A 16,950-nucleotide genomic window follows, 5' to 3' on the forward strand; every position below is an offset into this window, starting at 1 on the left:
TCGTCGCCGGCGGCGCCCTTCCGCAGCGGGTGCCGACGGTGCCATGGACGGCGACGGGGGAGTCACCCGACGCGGGGGCGAGCGAGGCGTCCTGTGCGCCGGGAGCGATGCGCGGCCCGACCGGAGTGGCCGTCGCCGCGGCCTCGATGGCGGGCACCGGCACTCACGCCCGCGCGTCAAACGGCCGCTCTGGCAAGGAGATCGGCGATCACGGCCTCCAACGCCGGCTTGTCGTAGGCGGGGAGGGCAGCGTCGTCGCGAGGGGAGCCTCGCAGGAGGTGGGCCGAGACGCCGTCGCTGGTGACGCGGACGCGTGCGGTGGCCGAAGGGCGCTTCCCGTCCGGGTGGTGGAAGACGGAGAGGACTCGTGCCGGGAGCGGAGCCGCGGACCCGCCCGAGGACGGATCCGGAGGCGGCGGAGGGCGCATCGACAGGTCGGCGAGGAGGGTCGCGGCGACCTGCGGGGTGACGAGGAGATAGCGGTACAGCCAGCCCAGCGGGCCGAGCTTCCTCGCGTGCGGGAAGTCGTCCGCGTGCTCGGCCGGAAGGGGCTCGGGTATCTCGACGACCAGGGGGCGCGCCGCGTCACCGGGCGTCGCCGGGGCGAAGAGGCGAGGCGTCCGGAGCGCGCGCCCTTCGACCTCGGTCACCACGGCGTAGTGGGGGCGGCCGCGTGCCCACAGGGGCAGGGCGAGTCGGGGGTCGAGAGCGTACGTGCGGCCCGAGAGTTCCACGGTGCCGGGGAGAGCGGGCGGCTGCTCGGTGAGGAGGCCGCGGCTCACCAGGCCCTCGGTGGCGAACTCGGCGGCCCTGGAACGGCTGCGGCGGGGGAAACGGGACCACGCCGTGCCGATCGACTCGTCGCCCAGCGCGTGCCGGTGCCCGCCGAGGGTGCACAACTCCAGCCCGTACAGGGGCTTGAGCTCCACCCGGCCCTCCTCCCGCGCCCGGTCCAGGAGGCGTCGCGCCCCCTCGGCCGAGGCCGCGGCCTCGACCGCCCGATCGACATCCATGACGCGCCCCCGTTCTGCACGAACTCCGCGCGTCCACACCCTCGCACAGCGCGACGGCAGACCCTAGGGTCGTGGGGGCGCCGAAACGCGGAAAGCAGGGCGGGGCATGGGGGATCTGGTCGTCACCGAGGCGGACATGCACGCGCTCGGCGGCGCGTTGACGGCGGTACTCGACGATCTGCAGGCACTGCAGGGCGCGTTGCTGCGGATGGACGCGGCATGCGTCGGCGCGGCGCCCCTGCTGGAGTCCCAGCGGACGTTCACCGACACGCGGCGCGGCGACCTCACCGCGCTCGGCAAAGGGATCGCGGACCGGCACGGCGAAGTGGAGCAGGTCGCGCCCACGCTGCGGACGACCGACCACCGGCTGGCCGGCGACGCCCAGCGGCGCACGGACTGAAGGGCGGCAGCACCGTGGGCACGTCGTCGTACCCGACGCTCGGCTTCGACCCCTGCCCGGGGGACCCGGACGACGTCCGGGCCCTGGCCTCCCGGTGGCGGGACGCCGCGTTCGTGACCACCGAGGCGGCGCTGCGCCTCGACGGGACGGACGAGGTGCAGGCGCGATGGCACGGCCAGGCCGCCGACGCGTTCGGGTCGCGGCTCGGCGCCCACCGTGTCGTGCTCGGCAAACTCCGCGCCGCCTACGAGCAGAACGCCGCCCTGCTCGACGAATGGTCAGGCCGCTTACGGGAGTTCCAGCAGGAGGCCGCCGCGCTGGAGGCGCGGGCCGCGCATCTGGACACGCAGCGGCGGCAGCAGGCCACCGGCGACGTCACGGCGCGGATCGGCGAAGTCAGCTCCCAGGCAGAGCAGTTGCGGGAACGCTATCTGGCGGCGGCGCGCGCACTGGCCCGCCGCGTCGACGCCCTGCTGCACCTGCCGTCCGGTGACACCGGCTGGTACGGCCGCACCGCCGACACCGCGCAGGCATCCGCACTGCTGACCGCGGCGACCGGCCGCGACGGCGGCCCGATGCCCGTCGACCCCGCGCTGCGGGCCCTGTGGTGGAAGGGCCTGACCCCGGACGAACAGGGCGCCGTCGCGGCCGACTACGCCGACGCCGGGATGGACGTCACGCAGGGCCTGCCCGCCGACGTGGCCGACCAGCTGAACCGGCTCCGGCTGCGGGCGGCCGTGGCGCGGCCCGGCTGCCCGCAGCGGCTCCGCGACCTGTGGCAGCACCTGACCGACCCCTCGGACCGGCTGCACCGCTCCGACATGTTCCTGCTCGGCTTCGACGACGTCGCGCGCGGCCACGTGGCGCTCGCGTACGGCGACCCGGACCTCGCCGCCGACACCGCGGTGTACGTGCCCGGCACCGGTTCGAGCCTGGACGGGGCGTCCGGCGACCTCAACCGGGCGCTGACGCTGTACACCTCGGCGAACGGCCGGCGACGCGGCTCGACCGCTTCCGTCTACTGGCTCGGCTACGACGCGCCCACCTGGAGCGTCCCGGGGCCCGCCGCTCAGGGCTTCGCCGACGCCGGCGCCCCGAAGCTCGCCGCGTTCGTCAACTCCCTCGGTACGAACCACCGCGGCTCCGGCCACCTCACGGTGATCGGGCACAGCTACGGCTCCACGGTCGTCGGCGACGCCTTCGCCCACGCCGGGATGAAGGCCGACGAGGCGATCTTCGTCGGCTCGCCCGGCGTGACCGCGGGGACCGCGTCCCAACTGGGCCTCGATCCGGCCCATGTGTGGGCGAGCAAGGCCAAGTTCGACCCCATACCCGAGATTTCGGCGCCGCTGGACCCGCTCGACTGGTACGACGACCACAGCGTCCGGTTCGGCGACGATCCGACGTCCTCGGCGTTCGGCGGCCGCACCTTCGACGCGGGCGACGGCAGTTCGGTCGCGCACGCGCACAGCGAGTACTGGGACCAGGGCCCGTCGCTGGACAACATGACGCACATCGTGCTCGGCGAGCCCGGCGAGGTCACCGCGATGCCCACCGAGGACAAGGGCGGCGTCATCCCGAACCTCGCCGACCTGCCGCTGCCGACCGTCGCGGTCCCGGACATCGGCGGTGCCGCGCTGCAGAACCTCGGCCATAAGGTGGGAGGGAGTTGGGGCGCCTCGATGGAGGACGCGGGCGACTCCCTGCACGAGTTCGGACAGGCCCAGAACGACGTGCTGGGCGCCGTCGGCAATGCCGTCACCGGTGACGTCGACGGCGCGATGCACGACCTGCAGGACGTCGGCGGGGACGTGGAGGACAGCGGCAGGAACGCGGCCCGGTCGGTGCGGGATCTCTTCGACTGACGACGGGCAGGGACGGACCGACCGCCTGACTGCGTGACTGCGTGACTGCGTGGCTGCGTGACCGAGAGCTCGACCGACTGACCGAAGTGACCGACTGACCGAAGTGACCGAGCGACGTTCGGGTGAAGGACGCATGGGCCACAGTGAGCGAACGGCGAAAGGCGCCGCGGCCGCCCTTCTGGCGGTGGCGGCGGCCGGGTGCGGAGGGGCGATGGACAAGGGCAGTGTGTCGCCGGACTCGGTCGAGCAGAAGGCGCGCACGCTCGCGCAGCGGACGCTCGACTCGATCCGTCCGGTGATCGGGTCCGCGGGCACGTCCGTGGGCCGGACGCAGTGGCAGAAGTGCACCACGGACACGCCCGGCCAGCACCGGTTCGACTACAGCTACCAGGTGACGCTGGACGTCCCCGAGGAGGGCTCGAAGGCCGTGATGGACGCCGCGGAGGCGCACTTCGCGAAGGAGGGCTACGTGCCCGACCTGCCGGACCCGAAGACGCCGCGCGTCGGCGCGAAGGACCCGCACTCCTCGTGGTGGGTCGGGGTGGGCGTGGCCAACGGCGATGCGTCCATGTTCATCAGCGTCGACTCCGCCTGCGTCTTCACCACCCACGACCCGCCAGGGTGACGGGCGCCAGGTCAGGGCCCTCGGAGTGATCCGGAGTGATCCGGAGTGATCCACGGCGATTCGAACGATTCGAAACGATTCGGAGCGATTGGGAGCGATTCCGGGCGCGCGGCTCGCGAACCGCGGAAACCCCGTGCCCACCAGGGACGCGCGAGTTGTCCACAGGGGATCCGCGGGGGTGGCCCGTGGCGTGCAAGGATGGCCGTCTCACCTAGCGAGAAGGAGTGGGCCACCGTGGCTGGAACGAACCTCACGCGCGAGGAGGCGCAGGAGCGTGCGCGCCTGCTCAGCGTCGACACGTACGCGATCGAGCTGGACCTCAGCGGTGCCCAGGACGGCGGCACGTTCCGCTCGGTGACGACCGTGACCTTCGAGGTGCGCGAGGCGGGCTCCACCTTCATCGACCTCGTCGCCCCGACCGTCCACGAGGTCGTGCTCAACGGCGCACCGCTGGACGCGGCGGCGGTGTTCACCGACTCCCGGATCGCCCTGGCGGACCTGCCGGCCGGCCGCAGCGAGCTGCGGGTCGTCGCCGACTGCGCCTACACCAACACCGGCGAGGGCCTGCACCGCTTCGTCGACCCGGTCGACAAGCAGGCCTACCTGTACACGCAGTTCGAGGTGCCGGACGCGCGCCGCGTCTTCGCCAGCTTCGAGCAGCCCGACCTGAAGGCGTCCTTCGCCTTCACCGTCACGGCTCCGCAGGGCTGGACGGTGATCTCCAACTCGCCGACGCCCGAGCCGTCCGCGGACGGCGTGTGGACCTTCGAGCCCACCCCGCGCATCTCGAGCTACATCACCGCGCTGATCGCCGGGCCCTACGCGTCCGTGCACAGCAGCTGGGAGGGCGACGGGCGCAGCGTGCCGCTCGCCATCTACTGCCGCCCCTCGCTCGCCGAGCACCTGGACGCCGACGCGATCTTCGCCGTCACCCGGCAGGGCTTCGACTGGTTCGAGGAGAAGTTCGACTACGCGTACCCGTTCGCGAAGTACGACCAGCTGTTCGTGCCGGAGTTCAACGCCGGCGCGATGGAGAACGCGGGCGCGGTGACGATCCGCGACCAGTACGTGTTCCGCTCGAAGGTGACGGACGCGGCCTACGAGGTGCGGGCCGAGACGATCCTCCACGAGCTGGCCCACATGTGGTTCGGCGACCTGGTCACCATGGAGTGGTGGAACGACCTGTGGCTGAACGAGTCGTTCGCCACCTACACCTCCATCGCCTGCCAGGCGCACGCCCCGGGCTCGAAGTGGCCGCACGCCTGGACCACCTTCGCCAACTCCATGAAGACCTGGGCCTACCGGCAGGACCAGCTGCCCTCCACCCACCCGATCATGGCGGAGATCAACGACCTGGACGACGTCCTGGTCAACTTCGACGGCATCACCTATGCCAAGGGCGCCTCGGTGCTCAAGCAGCTGGTGGCCTACGTCGGGATGGACGAGTTCTTCGCCGGCGTGCAGGCGTATTTCAAGAGCCACGCCTGGGGGAACACCCGGCTCAGCGACCTGCTGGGCGCCCTGGAGGAGACGTCCGGCCGCGACCTGAAGACGTGGTCGAAGGCGTGGCTGGAGACCGCGGGCATCAACGTGCTGCGGCCGGAGATCACCGTCGACGCCGACGGCGTGCTGACGTCCTTCGCGGTCCGCCAGGAGGCCCCCGCGCTGCCGGCCGGCGCCAAGGGCGAGGCGGTGTTGCGCCCGCACCGCATCGCGATCGGCGCGTACGACCTCAAGGACGGCCGCCTGGAGCGCACCACGCGCGTGGAGCTGGACGTGGACGGCGAGCTGACGGCCGTGCCCGAGCTGACCGGCGTCCGCCGTCCCGACGTGATCCTGCTCAACGACGACGACCTGTCGTACGCCAAGGTGCGGATGGACGAGCAGTCGCTGGCCACGGTCCGCGACCACCTGGGCGACTTCACCGAGTCGCTGCCGCGCGCCCTGGTGTGGGCGTCGGCGTGGGACATGACGCGTGACGGTGAACTGGCCGCCCGCGACTACGTGGAGCTGGTGCTGCACGGCATCGGCAAGGAGTCCGACATCGGCGTGGTGCAGTCGCTGCACCGGCAGGTCAAGCTCGCCCTCGACCTGTACGCCGACCCGGCCTGGCGCGAGACGGGCCTGGCCCGCTGGACCGAGGCCACCCAGGAGCACCTGGCCGCCGCCGCGCCCGGCAGCGACCACCAGCTCGCCTGGGCCCGCGCGTTCGCGGCCACCGCGCGCACCCCCGAGCAGCTCGACCTGCTGGCGGGGCTGCTCGACGGGTCCGAGGAGTTCGCGGGCCTGGACATCGACACCGACCTGCGCTGGGCGCTGCTGTCCCGGCTCGCCGCGACCGGCCGGGCCTCGGACGAGGCGATCGACGCCGAGCTGGTCCGCGACCCCACGTCGGCCGGCGAGGAGCACGCGGCGGCGGCCCGTGCGGGCCGGCCCACGGCCGAGGCCAAGGGCGAGGTGTGGGCCTCGGTCGTGGAGAGCGACAAGCTGCCGAACGCCGTGCAGGAAGCGGTGATCGGCGGATTCGTGCAGGCCGACCAGCGCGACCTGCTCGCCCCCTACACCGAGCGGTACTTCGCCGCGGTCAAGGACGTGTGGGAGTCCCGCAGCCACGAGATGGCGCAGCAGATCGTGGTCGGGCTGTACCCGGCGCTCCAGGTCTCGCAGGCCACCCTCGACGCCACCGACGCGTGGCTGGCCGGGCAGGACGCGGTCCCGGCGCTGCGCCGCCTGGTCACCGAGGCCCGCGCGGGCGTGGAGCGGGCGCTGCGCGCCCAGGCCGTGGACGCCGCCCGCTCCTGACCACGCGGCGTTCCGGGGAGTGGCCCCGCCGCTCCCCGGAACGCGGTCGGCGCGCCAGCCGGTGCCAATCCGCGCCTGAGGGTGCGTGAGGCTGTCTGGGGCGCCGCGCCACGGGTGACGGGCTCCCGAGGGCGCCAACCCGCGCCTGAAGGCGCCACCTGCGGCCTGACGGCCACTGACGGCGCCATGGGCACCGTCACCAGCCCGGGGTCGTGACCCTCGCTTGCGGCCCGCGTGGGCCCGCCCCCGGGGGCGGATTGCGGCGGGGCGCGCGGCGGCGGGTGGCAGGATGCCCGGATGGACGACGTCGAGGTGCGGTTGCGCACCGCTCACACCGCTGAGCTGGACCGCGTGGAACTGGCCGCGATCCGCACCCTGCTCGACGACGCCTTCGCCGGGCACGCGGACGGCGAGTTCACCGACGCCGACTGGGACCACACCCTCGGCGGCACGCACGTCATGGCGTGGGAGGGCGACGCGCTGATCGGGCACGCCGCCGTGGTGCAGCGGCGGCTGCTGCACGGCGGGCGGGCGCTGCGCACCGGCTATGTCGAGGCCGTCGCGGTCCGCGCCGACCGCCGCCGCCGCGGGCACGGCGGCGCGCTGATGACGGTCGCCGAGCGGTACGTCCGCGGCGGCTACCAACTGGGCGCGCTGGGCGCGGCGGAGGAGGCCGTGGACCTCTACGCCGGCCGCGGCTGGCTGCTGTGGCAGGGCCCGACGTCCGCGCTCACGCCGGACGGCGGGGTCGTCCCGACCCCCGACGTCGACGGCTGGATCTACGTCTTCCCGCTGGACCACACCCCGCTGGACCCCTCGGCGCCGCTGACGTGCGACTGGCGCGACGGCGACGTGTGGTGAGCGGCGCGGCGCCGCCACTCCACCACCCCGCCGCGCCACCCCGCGCCAATCGGGTGATCCGACTTGTCGGGTGATCCGGTTCGGTGATGGCCCCGGCGTGCCTGCGGCGCCGTCCGGACGCGCCGGGTCATGGTGAGGCCAACCGCTTCCTCCTCGTTGGTCACTTGTTCACCCACAGCCCCCATCGCACCACACCGGACCTCCCGAACCATTCTCCGCAGGGATCCCGCCACGGACGGATCGGATCCCGGCTCCGGCAGCTCCAGGCTCAACGCTCACGTTTCGCGCGCGAAGGCTCCAAGCTCTAGGGAGGAACGTCCATGGCCGAGTTGACACGACGCCGGCTCCTCGGATCGGCGGCGGGTGCGATCGGCGGCGCGGCGGCGCTCTCGCTGCTGCCGCCCAGCGTCAGGAAGGCGGTCGCCGCGGGTGCCCCCGCGGGCGGCTCGATCAGCGACATCAAGCACGTGGTCCTGCTGATGCAGGAGAACCGCTCCTTCGACCACTACTTCGGCACGCTCTCCGGGGTCCGCGGCTTCGCCGACCCGGACGCGCTCACGCTGTCCACCGGGCGCTCGGTGTTCTACCAGCCCGACTCCGTGAACCCCGACGGCTACCTGCTCCCCTTCCACCTGGACACCAAGTCCACCAGCGCCCAGGCGATCCCCTCCACCAGCCACGCCTGGTCGGTGCAGCACCAGGCGTGGAACAACGGCAGGATGGACAAGTGGCTGCCCGCGCACCGTTCCGCGGACGGCGCCAACGGCCCCTACGTGATGGGCTACTACACGCGGGACGACATCCCGTTCCAGTTCGCGCTGGCCGAGGCGTTCACGGTGTGCGACAACTACTTCTGCTCGGTGATGGGCCCGACCTGGCCCAACCGCCTCTACTGGATGACCGGCACGATCGACCCCGGCGGCACCAAGGGCGGCCCGGTCATCTCCAACAGCGCGCCCAAGCCGTACCGCTGGACCACCTACGCCGAGCGCCTGGAGGCGGCCGGCGTCAGCTGGAAGGTGTACCAGCAGAGCGACGACTACGGCTGCAACGTGCTGGAGTACTTCGGCAACTTCCAGAGCGCGCAGCCGGGTTCCGCGCTCTACGAGAAGGGCGTGCGGCCGCAGGCGGAGGGCACGTTCGAGGACGACGCGCGCAACGACCGCCTGCCGGCGGTCTCGTGGATCATCCCGACCAGCACCGACTCCGAGCACCCCGACTACCTTCCGGCGGCCGGCGCGGACTTCGTGGCGCGCAAGCTGGAGGCCATCGCGTCCAACCCGGACGTGTGGGCCAAGACCGCGTTCATCCTCAACTACGACGAGAACGACGGCCTGTTCGACCACGTCCCGCCGCCCACCGCGCCCGCCGGCACGGCCGGCGAGTTCGTGTCGAACCTGCCGATCGGCGCCGGGTTCCGGGTGCCGGCGATCGTCGTGTCGCCGTGGACGGTCGGCGGCTGGGTGGCGAGCGAGGCGTTCGACCACACGTCGCCGCTGCGGTTCCTGGAGGCCGTCACGGGCGTCCGGGAGACGAACGTCTCGGCCTGGCGGCGGCAGACGTTCGGCGACATGACCTCGGTGTTCCGGTTCGCCGACACCCAGACCGACCCGCCGGCGCTGCCCACGGACACCGCGGCCCAGCTGGCGCAGGCCGAGCAGGAGGTCGCCACCCTGCCCAAGCCGAAGCTGCCCGGCGCCGCGCAGAACATCCCGCAACAGGAGCCGGGCAGCCGCCCGCACGTGTAAGGCCGATCGCCGGCGCCAGCGCAGGCTGCCCCCGCCCGGTCGCGCTTGCGGCGGGTACGGCACCGGCCCGGGTCCGGGACGGCCGGAGTAATTCGGTTGGCCCGGACCCCGGCCCCCGCTACGGTCCTGTCTTTCGGCCCGTGCCGCGGACTCGCCGCATGCGCCAGGAGCGGCGGGCGGAGGGCACGGACGATGGCGCCGGGCAGGACCAGACGACTCGGACGGCGCGGACTTCCCGGCTCCCCACGGCGGTTCGCCGGTCTGGTGCGTCCCCGGCCCTCCGCGGACCCGGCACCGGGCGAAGGCCGCACGGGCGGGCCCGGCGGCCTGGGCCGCCGCTTCCACACGCTGTGGGCGGCCAACTCGGTGTCCACCCTCGGCGACGGGGTGGTGGAGACCGCGGCACCGCTGCTCGTGGCCTCGGTGTCCGACGACCCCGTACTGATCGGCTTCGCCGCGCTCGTCGGCCAACTTCCCTGGCTGATCTTCTCCTTGGTGAGCGGCGTCGTCGTGGACCGGCTCGACCGGCGGCGGCTGATCGTGGCGGTCGACGTGCTGCGCGGCCTCGTGACGGCCGTGCTGACGCTGGCGGTGGCCACCGGGCACGCGACGATCCCGGTGATCTACGCGTGCGCGTTCCTCCTCGGCACGGGGGAGACCCTGGCGCAGACCGCCGCGTCGAGCCTGGTGCCCGCGGTGGTGCCGTCCGACCTGCTGCCGCAGGCCAACGCCCGCCTGCACGGCTCGTTCTTCGTGCTCAACAGGTTCGCCGGACGGCCGCTGGGCGCCTGGCTGTTCGTGCTGGCGACCGCGCTGCCGTTCGGCCTGAACGCCGCCTCGTTCCTCGTCTCCGCGGCCCTGATCGCCACGCTGCGCGGGCTGCGCCCGGAACCGGCCGCGGGCTCCGGCGCTCGTTCCGGCGCTCCTGCCGGCGGGAACTCCGGTCAGAGATCCGGTCAGGAATCGGGTGGGAACTCAGGCCGGACCTCGGACGCCGCCGCGGGCGGGAAGGGGACCGGGGCTCGGGAGCCCGAAGGCCGGTCCGTGCGGCGCGACATCGCCGAGGGCGTGCGCTGGGTGTGGCACGAGCCGGTGATCCGGATGATGTCGCTGACGTTGTGCCTGATGAACGCCACCCTGCTCGCCGGCTTCTCGATCATGGTCCTGTATGCCCGGGACCGGCTGGGTCTGGGCGCCGTCGGCTACGGCGTGCTCATGGGCGCCAGCGCGGTCGGCGGGATCCTGGGCGCGCTCGTGGCGCCCGCGCTGCAGGCCCGCTGCTCCGCCTCGCTGTTGCTTCGCGCGGGCCTGATCATGGAGACCCTCACCCATTTCGGGCTGGCGCTGGCCGGCGCGCCCTGGGCCGCGGGCGCGGTCCTGGCGTTCTTCGGCATGCACAGTTCGGTGCTGGGCGCGGTCGAGACGACGTTCCGGCAGCGGCGGGTGCCGGAGGAACTGCGCGGGCGGGTGCAGAGCGTGTTCTTCATGTTCGCGATCGGCGGGAACGTGGTGGGCGCGCTGATCGGCGGGCCGCTGGTGCGCTGGCAGGGTGTCACCGCGCCGTTCTGGTGCTCGGCGGTGGCGATGACCCTCGTCACGGTCGTGGCGTGGCGGCCGTTCGGCCGGAACCTGGACCGCTCTCCGTCCCGCTCCCTCCCGGTGGCCGCCCAGCCGTGACCTCCGCGGGCGCCGGACGGGACGCGCCCCCGGGGGCCGCCGCACGGCCGGCACCCGCCGACCGCTGCCCGGCCAGGCTGCCGCCCAACGCCAGTGCCATGCCCAGCAGTTGCCAGCCGCCGAGTGCCTGGCCCAGGGCCACCCAGCCGATCACCGCGGCCGACACCGTGCTCAGGAACGTCAGCAGGCTCACCGAGGCGGCCGGCAGCCGCCCGATCCCGCGGAACCACAGGACGTACGCCAGCGCGCTGTTGACCAGGGCGAGGTAGGCGTAGCCGAGGACGTTGCGGCCGTCCAGCGCGGGCGGCGGTCCCTCGGCCAGCAGCGCCACCGGGGCGATCAGCAGGCCGCCGGCGGTCAACTGCCAGCCGGTGAAGGCCAGCGGGCCGACGCCCTCCGGCCGCCCCCACCGCTTGGTGAGCACGGTGCCCGCGGCCATCGACGCGGCGCCCACCAGACCGGCGAGCACGCCCACCGGGTCGAGCGCGGCGCCCGGCCGCAGCACCACCAGGCTCACCCCGAGGGCGCCGACCACGGCCCCGGCGACCGTGCGGGCCCCCGGCCGCTCGCGCAGCAGCACCGTCGACAGCCCGGCGACGCACAGCGGCCCCACCGCGCCGACGACCGCCGCGACCCCGCCGGGCAGCCGGTAGGCGGCGAGGAACAGCAGCGGGAAGAACACCCCGATGTTCAGGGCGCCCAACACCGCCGCCTTCCCCCACCAGGCGCCGCGCGGCAGGGTCCGGGTGGCCCCCACCAGCAGCAGCCCCGCGGGCAGCGCCCGCATCAGGCCCGCGAACAGCGGCCGGTCGGGCGGCAGGAACTGCGTGGTGACGGCGTAGGTGGAACCCCAGGCGAGCGGTGCCAGGGCGGTCACGGCGACGGTGGCCGCCGTGCCCGCCCTGGAGCCGCCGGGGGCCGTGCGGGGGCCCGTGCCCTCGAGGGCCGGGGCCGTGCCCGGGGATGCGGTGGTGCCGGTGGATGGGGTGGTGCCGGTCGTGGACACGGGGTCCTCCGGGGGATCGGGCTGCGGGTGGCCGGGCTGCGGGAGAGCGAGGACTTCGCGGGCTTCGGTGACTCCGTGGATCCCGGTGCGCCGGAGCCGGGGCGCGGGGAAGAGGGCCGGGCGAGGTCAGACGCGGGCCGGGCGCGGCGCGGCCGGCGTGGAGGTGAACACCGGTGCGGGCGCGGTGAGATGGACCGCGTCGGCGGGCAGGTGCCGCTCCAGCGCGACGAGGAGCGCCGCCGCGGACAGGGCCGTGCCGGTCAGCACCAGCCACGGCAGCCGTGCGTCGGCCGCCTCCAGCAGCGTGAACAGCGAGGGGGCCAGGGTGCTCGCGAGCGACCAGCTCAGCTGGTAGGCGGCCATGTAGCGGCCGCGCAGCTCCTGCGGCGCGGCCGCGACGGCCAGCGTGCTGGAGGACGGGCTGTGCACCAGCTCGGCCCCCGTGTAGAGGCCGACCAGCGCGAAGAGCACCACCGGCACCACCCAGCCGGACTGCGGCCGTGCCGCGGCCAGCGCGGCCAGTCCCGCGAAGGCGGTCGCGAACAGCACCGCGCCGAGCGCCGCGGCCCGCGTACGCCGGGCCCCCCGCCGCCGCACGCCCGCGGCGACCGTCACGCCCCCCACCGCGCACAGCACGGTGTTGACGGTGAACGCCGCGCCGGTGAGGGCCTGCGGCTCGCCGAGGGTGCCCCCGATGAACAGCGGGAACAGCACGGCCAGCGCCGAATAGCCCAGCGCGGTGAGGAAGTTGGCGCCGGTCAGGCCGAGGAACGGCTTGTCCCGGAACACCGTCCGGTAGCCGCCGGTCCGCGCGCCCGCGACCGTCGCCGCCCTCGCCGTCGCGGACGCCCCCGCCGTCCCCACGCCCCCGAGGTCGGCCGCGGGCCGCCGTTCCACCCGGACCCGGCGCATCAGCAGGGCCGCCGTCGCGAAGCTCGCGGCGTTCAGCCAGGCCGTCAGCACGAAGCCGCGGTCCCCGCACAGCGCGACGACCAGCGAGGCCAGCAGGGCGCCCGAGCCGAGGCCCGCGTTGCGCAGGGCGCGGGCCGAGGCCTGCAGCCGGTCCCGGTCGGCGCCCTGCGCGACCTCGCCGATCCACGCCTGCTGGACGGCCGGGAAGGCCCGGTCCCCGGCGGCCGTGACGAGCGCGACCGCGGCGAACGCGGGCAGGGCGGTGGCGAGGGGGTAGAGGGCGAACCCGGTGCCGCGCACCCCGTAGAGCAGCAGTTGCACCCGCCGGGCGCCGTACCGGTCCACCGCCGCGCCGGCCAGCGGCAGCGCGGTCATCCCGATCAGGCCGACCGCCGTGAGCACCGCGCCGACGACCGTGAACGACAGGCCGGTGATGTGGTGGAAGAAGACCAGGCTGAACGGGACGTACATGCCGGAGCCGAGGCTGTCGACCGCCATGGCGGCGAGCATCGAGCGCTCGCGGGGCATCCGGGCGGACGAGTCGCGGGTACGGAGGCGGCTACGGGTCACGGCGTCACGGCTCCCTGGGAGTAGGTCGTTGGTAAGTAGCTTAGCGCTAAGCTACTTACCGTCAAGCTACTTTCTTGCGACCAAGCGAACGGGGAGCGATACTGGGGCCATGCCGCAGCAGAAGCAGCCCCTGACCGCGATGGATGCGACGGACGCGATGGACACGACCGATCAGGCGGACGCGATGGACACGGCGGACCGGGCGAACGGGACCGACGCCCCCGCCGACGCCGTCGACGCGATCACCGGGCAGTGGAACCGGGAGCGCCCGGACCTCGACACCCTGCCGATGGCCGTCTTCGGCCGGATCTACCGGCTGTCGCGGATCATGGGCGACCGGATGGAGAAGGAGTACCAGCGGTACGGGATCGGGCGCGGCGAGTTCGACGTGCTGGCCACGCTGCGCCGTTCGGGGGCGCCCTACACGCTGTCGCCGCGCCAGCTGTCGGCGACGCTGATGCTGACCACCGGCGGGATGACGGGCCGGCTGGACAAGCTGGAGAAGGCCGGGCTGCTGGAACGCACGCCCGATCCGGGGGACCGCCGCGGTCTGCGGGTCACCCTCACGGACAAGGGGCTGGGCGTCATCGACCAGGCGGTCGGCTCAGGTCTCGCGCTGCAGCGCGAACCCGTCGACGGCCTCGGGCCGCAGGACGCGGAGCAGCTCGCCGTCCTCCTGCGGCGCCTGATGGCGGCCACGGACGCGAGCGGCCGCGGCGCCTGAGCGGCCGCGGCACGGGTGTCCCCTGCCCCGCGCCCCTGGGAGCGCGGGGTTCACCTTCGAGGGATCAGCCCTGCTGCTTGCGGGACTTGTCGGTGACGATGACGAGTCCGGCGATGATCCCGAAGAGGACCAGCGGGAGGGCGACGAACAGGCCCAGGGTCTGGGCGACGTTCAGCCCGGAACCGGGGTCGTCCCCGTCGTCGTGGGCCAGCGCGAACGCCGGCGTCGACATGAGCAGCAGCAGCGCCGTACCGGCGGTCACCACACCGGCGCGCAGGGCCTTCTTGTTGAGCTTCTTGTCCACACGGCCAATGTAGTGACCACCTCCGCACGCCGCGCGCCCGGGGGTGCCTTACGGGTGCCGGGCGCCCGGCGCGGCACTCCCGGCGGCACTTCCCGCGGGGCCCGGCGGGGAACCCGCCTCGGCCCGTGCCACCGCCCGGCGCACCTCCTCGGCCAGCGCGTGCAGCCGGGACGAGGCGGCGAGCTGCTCCAGCGTCAGCGGGTTCCCGCCCGGATCGGCGATCGGCAGCCGCCAGTTCGGGTACTCGTCGGACGTCCCCGGCAGGTTCTGCGGGCGCCGGTCGCCGACGCCGTCCGGCAGCCACACGCCCACCATCCGGGCCGGTGTGCGGGCCAGGAACCGGTGCACCGCCTTGACCACCGCCTCCTCCTCCGCGGCGCCCTCCGGCAGCAGTCCCAGCCGGCCGAGCAGCGCGATCCACTCGGCGACCTCGGCCGCGTCGTCCGCCTCCTCCTCGGCGAGCGGGCGGGTCAGCAGGCCGAGCCGGTGCCGCAGCTCCACGTGCTCGCCCGTCAGCCGGGCCGCGGTGCTCGGCAGGTCGTGCGTGGTGGCGGTCGCCAGGCACGCCTCCCGCCACGCCGAGGGCGGCAGCGGCCTGCGGTCGGCGTCCTCGCCCGTGTAGTTGCGCTCGAACCACAGCACCGAGGTGCCGAGGATCCCGCGGTCGGCCAGTTCCTCGCGCACGCCCGGCTCGACCGTGCCCAGGTCCTCGCCGATGACCACCGCGCCCGTCTCGTACGCCTCCAGGGCCAGCAGGCCCAGCATCGCCTCCGCGTCGTACCGCACGTACGTGCCGTCGGTCGGCGGCCGGCCCTCCGGCACCCACCACAGCCGGAACAGGCCCATCACGTGGTCCATCCGCAGGCCGCCCGCGTGCCGCAGCATCCGCGCCACCAGGTCGCGGTAGGGGGCGTAGCCGGTCGCGGCGAGCGCGTCGGGGCGCCACGGCGGCAGCCCCCAGTCCTGGCCGCGGGAGTTGAAGGCGTCCGGCGGCGCGCCGATCGAGATGCCGCCGGCCAGTACGTCCTGCATCGACCAGGCGTCCGAGCCGCCCGGGTGCACGCCCACCGCCAGGTCGTGCACGATCCCGATCGGCATCCCCGCGTCCCGGGCCGCGCGGTGCGCCGCGGCGAGCTGGCTGTCGGTCAGCCAGGTCAGCCAGCAGTGGAAGTCCACCCGGTCCAGGTGCGTGGTGCGGGCCCTGGCCACCTGCGGCGAGCGCGGGTCGCGCAGGCCCGCGGGCCAGGAGTGCCAGTCGGGGCCGTGCAGTTCGGCCAGCGCCGACCACGTCGCGTGGTCGTCCAGGGCCTGCCCCTGCTCGGCGAGGTAGTCGGCGTAGGCGGCGCGCCGGCCCGGGCTCAGCGGCACCGACCGCAGCAGCTCCAGTGCCCGCGCCTTCAGCTCCCACACCGCGTCACGGTCGATCAGCGCGTCCTTGAGCAGCACGCCGTCCCGCAGGGCCGCGGCCTTGCGCAGCAGGGCGTCGAGCTCGCCGCGGGCCTCCCGCGGCAGATGGGCGAACTCCGGCACGTCCTCGATCCGCAGGTACACCGGATCGGGGAAGCGGCGGGAGGAGGGGCGGTACGGCGAGGGGTCGGTCGGCCGGCCCGGCACGCCCGCGTGCAGCGGGTTGATCTGGACGAAGCCCGCACCCAGGGCCCGCCCCGACCACGCCGCCAGGTCCGCGAGGTCGCCCAGGTCGCCGCGGCCCCACGAGCGCGAGGACAGCGTGGAGTACAGCTGGGCCATGAACCCGAAGGTGCGGCCCGGCGGCCCGGACAGCCGCGTCGGGGCGACGACCAGGTCGCCGTGCGCCGTACGGCCGTCGGCCCCGGTGGCCCGCAGCACGTAGCGGCCGGGGGTGCGCGGCGGGTCGGCCAGCTCCTCGCCGGCCTGCGTCTCGGTCCGCAGCCGGGTGCCCTCGGGCAGGTCGGGAAGGGCCTGCTTGAGGGTCCGCCGGCCCGGGCGCACGACCGTGCACGGCGGCAGCAGGCGGTGCGTCCTGCGCTGCTCGGCCGCGGCCAGCGCGTCCCTGACGGCGCGCGGGGTGCCGGCGTCGACGCCGAGTGCGGCGAGGACGGCGACGACGGTGTCCTCCGGAACCGGAACGTGGACGTCCGGCGCGGGGCTGTACGTCACGTCCACGCCGTACATGGCGGCAAGCCGGTCCCGGTCCATCGGGCCTCCGTCCTCACAGTCTGTCCGGGAACCCTTCCCGGGGGTGCCTGCCTTCTACCCTTCCTTCCCCTCCTACCCGGGTTGCCTTCCGGCGACCGCCCCGACGCCTCGCCGGTCCGCCCGCCGTGGTGGCCGTCCTTTCCGGCCGCCACAGCGGGGGAGGGCATGGGGGGTTGTCCCCACCTTCGGGACGCCAGGGGACGCCATGGTCCGGCCGCGGCGCGCTCCGTAGCGTCGGAAGCGTCGTCAGGAGAGGAGCCCCCAG

13 protein-coding genes are annotated in these 16,950 nt (G+C 74.2%); 8 read left to right on the forward strand and 5 right to left on the reverse strand.

Features of this window, described 5'->3' with window-relative positions:
* Positions 1–176 precede the first annotated feature (176 nt).
* On the reverse strand, positions 177–1,013 hold the full coding sequence (locus BMW99_RS03290) for a hypothetical protein (RefSeq protein ID WP_069467587.1): 837 nt from the start codon (positions 1,011–1,013) through the stop codon (positions 177–179).
* A 106-nt stretch (positions 1,014–1,119) separates the two neighbouring features.
* Between BMW99_RS03290 and BMW99_RS39895 the strand changes: the two genes are divergently transcribed.
* From BMW99_RS39895 to BMW99_RS03325, 7 genes are all read left to right on the forward strand, one after another.
* The gene (locus BMW99_RS39895; RefSeq protein WP_069467586.1) at positions 1,120–1,413 is read left to right on the forward strand and encodes a hypothetical protein; all 294 of its coding nucleotides are present in this window, start codon (positions 1,120–1,122) and stop codon (positions 1,411–1,413) included.
* Between the two features lie 14 nt (positions 1,414–1,427).
* Positions 1,428–3,278 (forward strand): alpha/beta hydrolase, encoded by a 1,851-nt coding sequence (locus BMW99_RS03300; RefSeq protein WP_075016194.1) that lies wholly within the window; start codon positions 1,428–1,430, stop codon positions 3,276–3,278.
* Positions 3,279–3,489: 211 nt separating this feature from the next.
* Positions 3,490–3,903: a hypothetical protein gene (locus BMW99_RS03305; RefSeq protein ID WP_069467414.1), complete on the forward strand. Its 414-nt coding sequence runs from the start codon at positions 3,490–3,492 to the stop codon at positions 3,901–3,903.
* A gap of 234 nt (positions 3,904–4,137) precedes the next feature.
* Positions 4,138–6,705, forward strand: a complete 2,568-nt coding sequence (gene pepN, locus BMW99_RS03310) for an aminopeptidase N (RefSeq protein WP_069467413.1) — start codon at positions 4,138–4,140, stop codon at positions 6,703–6,705.
* 297 nt (positions 6,706–7,002) lie between these two features.
* Positions 7,003–7,566 (forward strand): GNAT family N-acetyltransferase, encoded by a 564-nt coding sequence (locus BMW99_RS03315; RefSeq protein WP_069467412.1) that lies wholly within the window; start codon positions 7,003–7,005, stop codon positions 7,564–7,566.
* A 320-nt stretch (positions 7,567–7,886) separates the two neighbouring features.
* Entirely contained in the window at positions 7,887–9,314 is a 1,428-nt protein-coding gene (locus BMW99_RS03320) for a phosphocholine-specific phospholipase C (protein WP_069467411.1), read from the forward strand.
* 264 nt (positions 9,315–9,578) lie between these two features.
* The gene (locus BMW99_RS03325; protein WP_069467410.1) at positions 9,579–10,991 is read left to right on the forward strand and encodes an MFS transporter; all 1,413 of its coding nucleotides are present in this window, start codon (positions 9,579–9,581) and stop codon (positions 10,989–10,991) included.
* Here the strand turns inward: BMW99_RS03325 and BMW99_RS03330 are convergent.
* Positions 10,909–11,868, reverse strand: coding sequence for an EamA family transporter (locus BMW99_RS03330; protein WP_245791188.1), 960 nt, complete (start codon positions 11,866–11,868; stop codon positions 10,909–10,911). The genes BMW99_RS03325 and BMW99_RS03330 overlap by 83 nt on opposite strands.
* A gap of 255 nt (positions 11,869–12,123) precedes the next feature.
* Entirely contained in the window at positions 12,124–13,479 is a 1,356-nt protein-coding gene (locus BMW99_RS03335; protein WP_245791165.1) for an MFS transporter, read from the reverse strand.
* A gap of 184 nt (positions 13,480–13,663) precedes the next feature.
* On the opposite strand from BMW99_RS03335, the gene BMW99_RS03340 reads away from it, so the two are divergent.
* On the forward strand, positions 13,664–14,203 hold the full coding sequence (locus BMW99_RS03340) for a MarR family winged helix-turn-helix transcriptional regulator (protein WP_069465044.1): 540 nt from the start codon (positions 13,664–13,666) through the stop codon (positions 14,201–14,203).
* A 64-nt stretch (positions 14,204–14,267) separates the two neighbouring features.
* On the opposite strand, the gene BMW99_RS03345 is transcribed toward BMW99_RS03340, so the two are convergent.
* Both BMW99_RS03345 and malQ read right to left on the reverse strand, forming a co-directional pair.
* Positions 14,268–14,507, reverse strand: coding sequence for a hypothetical protein (locus tag BMW99_RS03345; RefSeq protein WP_069465040.1), 240 nt, complete (start codon positions 14,505–14,507; stop codon positions 14,268–14,270).
* Positions 14,508–14,555: 48 nt separating this feature from the next.
* Positions 14,556–16,685, reverse strand: a complete 2,130-nt coding sequence (malQ, locus tag BMW99_RS03350; protein ID WP_069465041.1) for a 4-alpha-glucanotransferase — start codon at positions 16,683–16,685, stop codon at positions 14,556–14,558.
* Positions 16,686–16,950: the final 265 nt, after the last annotated feature.

Source organism: Actinacidiphila rubida (assembly GCF_900110255.1).
Lineage (GTDB): Bacteria > Actinomycetota > Actinomycetes > Streptomycetales > Streptomycetaceae > Actinacidiphila > Actinacidiphila rubida.

Coding starts and splice junctions, on each gene's coding strand:
- BMW99_RS03340 (WP_069465044.1), top strand. CDS start 13,664: ATGGACACGGCGGACCGGGCGAACGGGACCGACGCCCCCGCCGACGCC.
- BMW99_RS03315 (WP_069467412.1), top strand. CDS start 7,003: ATGGACGACGTCGAGGTGCGGTTGCGCACCGCTCACACCGCTGAGCTG.
- BMW99_RS03305 (WP_069467414.1), top strand. CDS start 3,490: ATGGACAAGGGCAGTGTGTCGCCGGACTCGGTCGAGCAGAAGGCGCGC.
- malQ (WP_069465041.1), bottom strand. CDS start 16,685: ATGGACCGGGACCGGCTTGCCGCCATGTACGGCGTGGACGTGACGTAC.
- BMW99_RS03290 (WP_069467587.1), bottom strand. CDS start 1,013: ATGGATGTCGATCGGGCGGTCGAGGCCGCGGCCTCGGCCGAGGGGGCG.
- BMW99_RS39895 (WP_069467586.1), top strand. CDS start 1,120: ATGGGGGATCTGGTCGTCACCGAGGCGGACATGCACGCGCTCGGCGGC.
- BMW99_RS03320 (WP_069467411.1), top strand. CDS start 7,887: ATGGCCGAGTTGACACGACGCCGGCTCCTCGGATCGGCGGCGGGTGCG.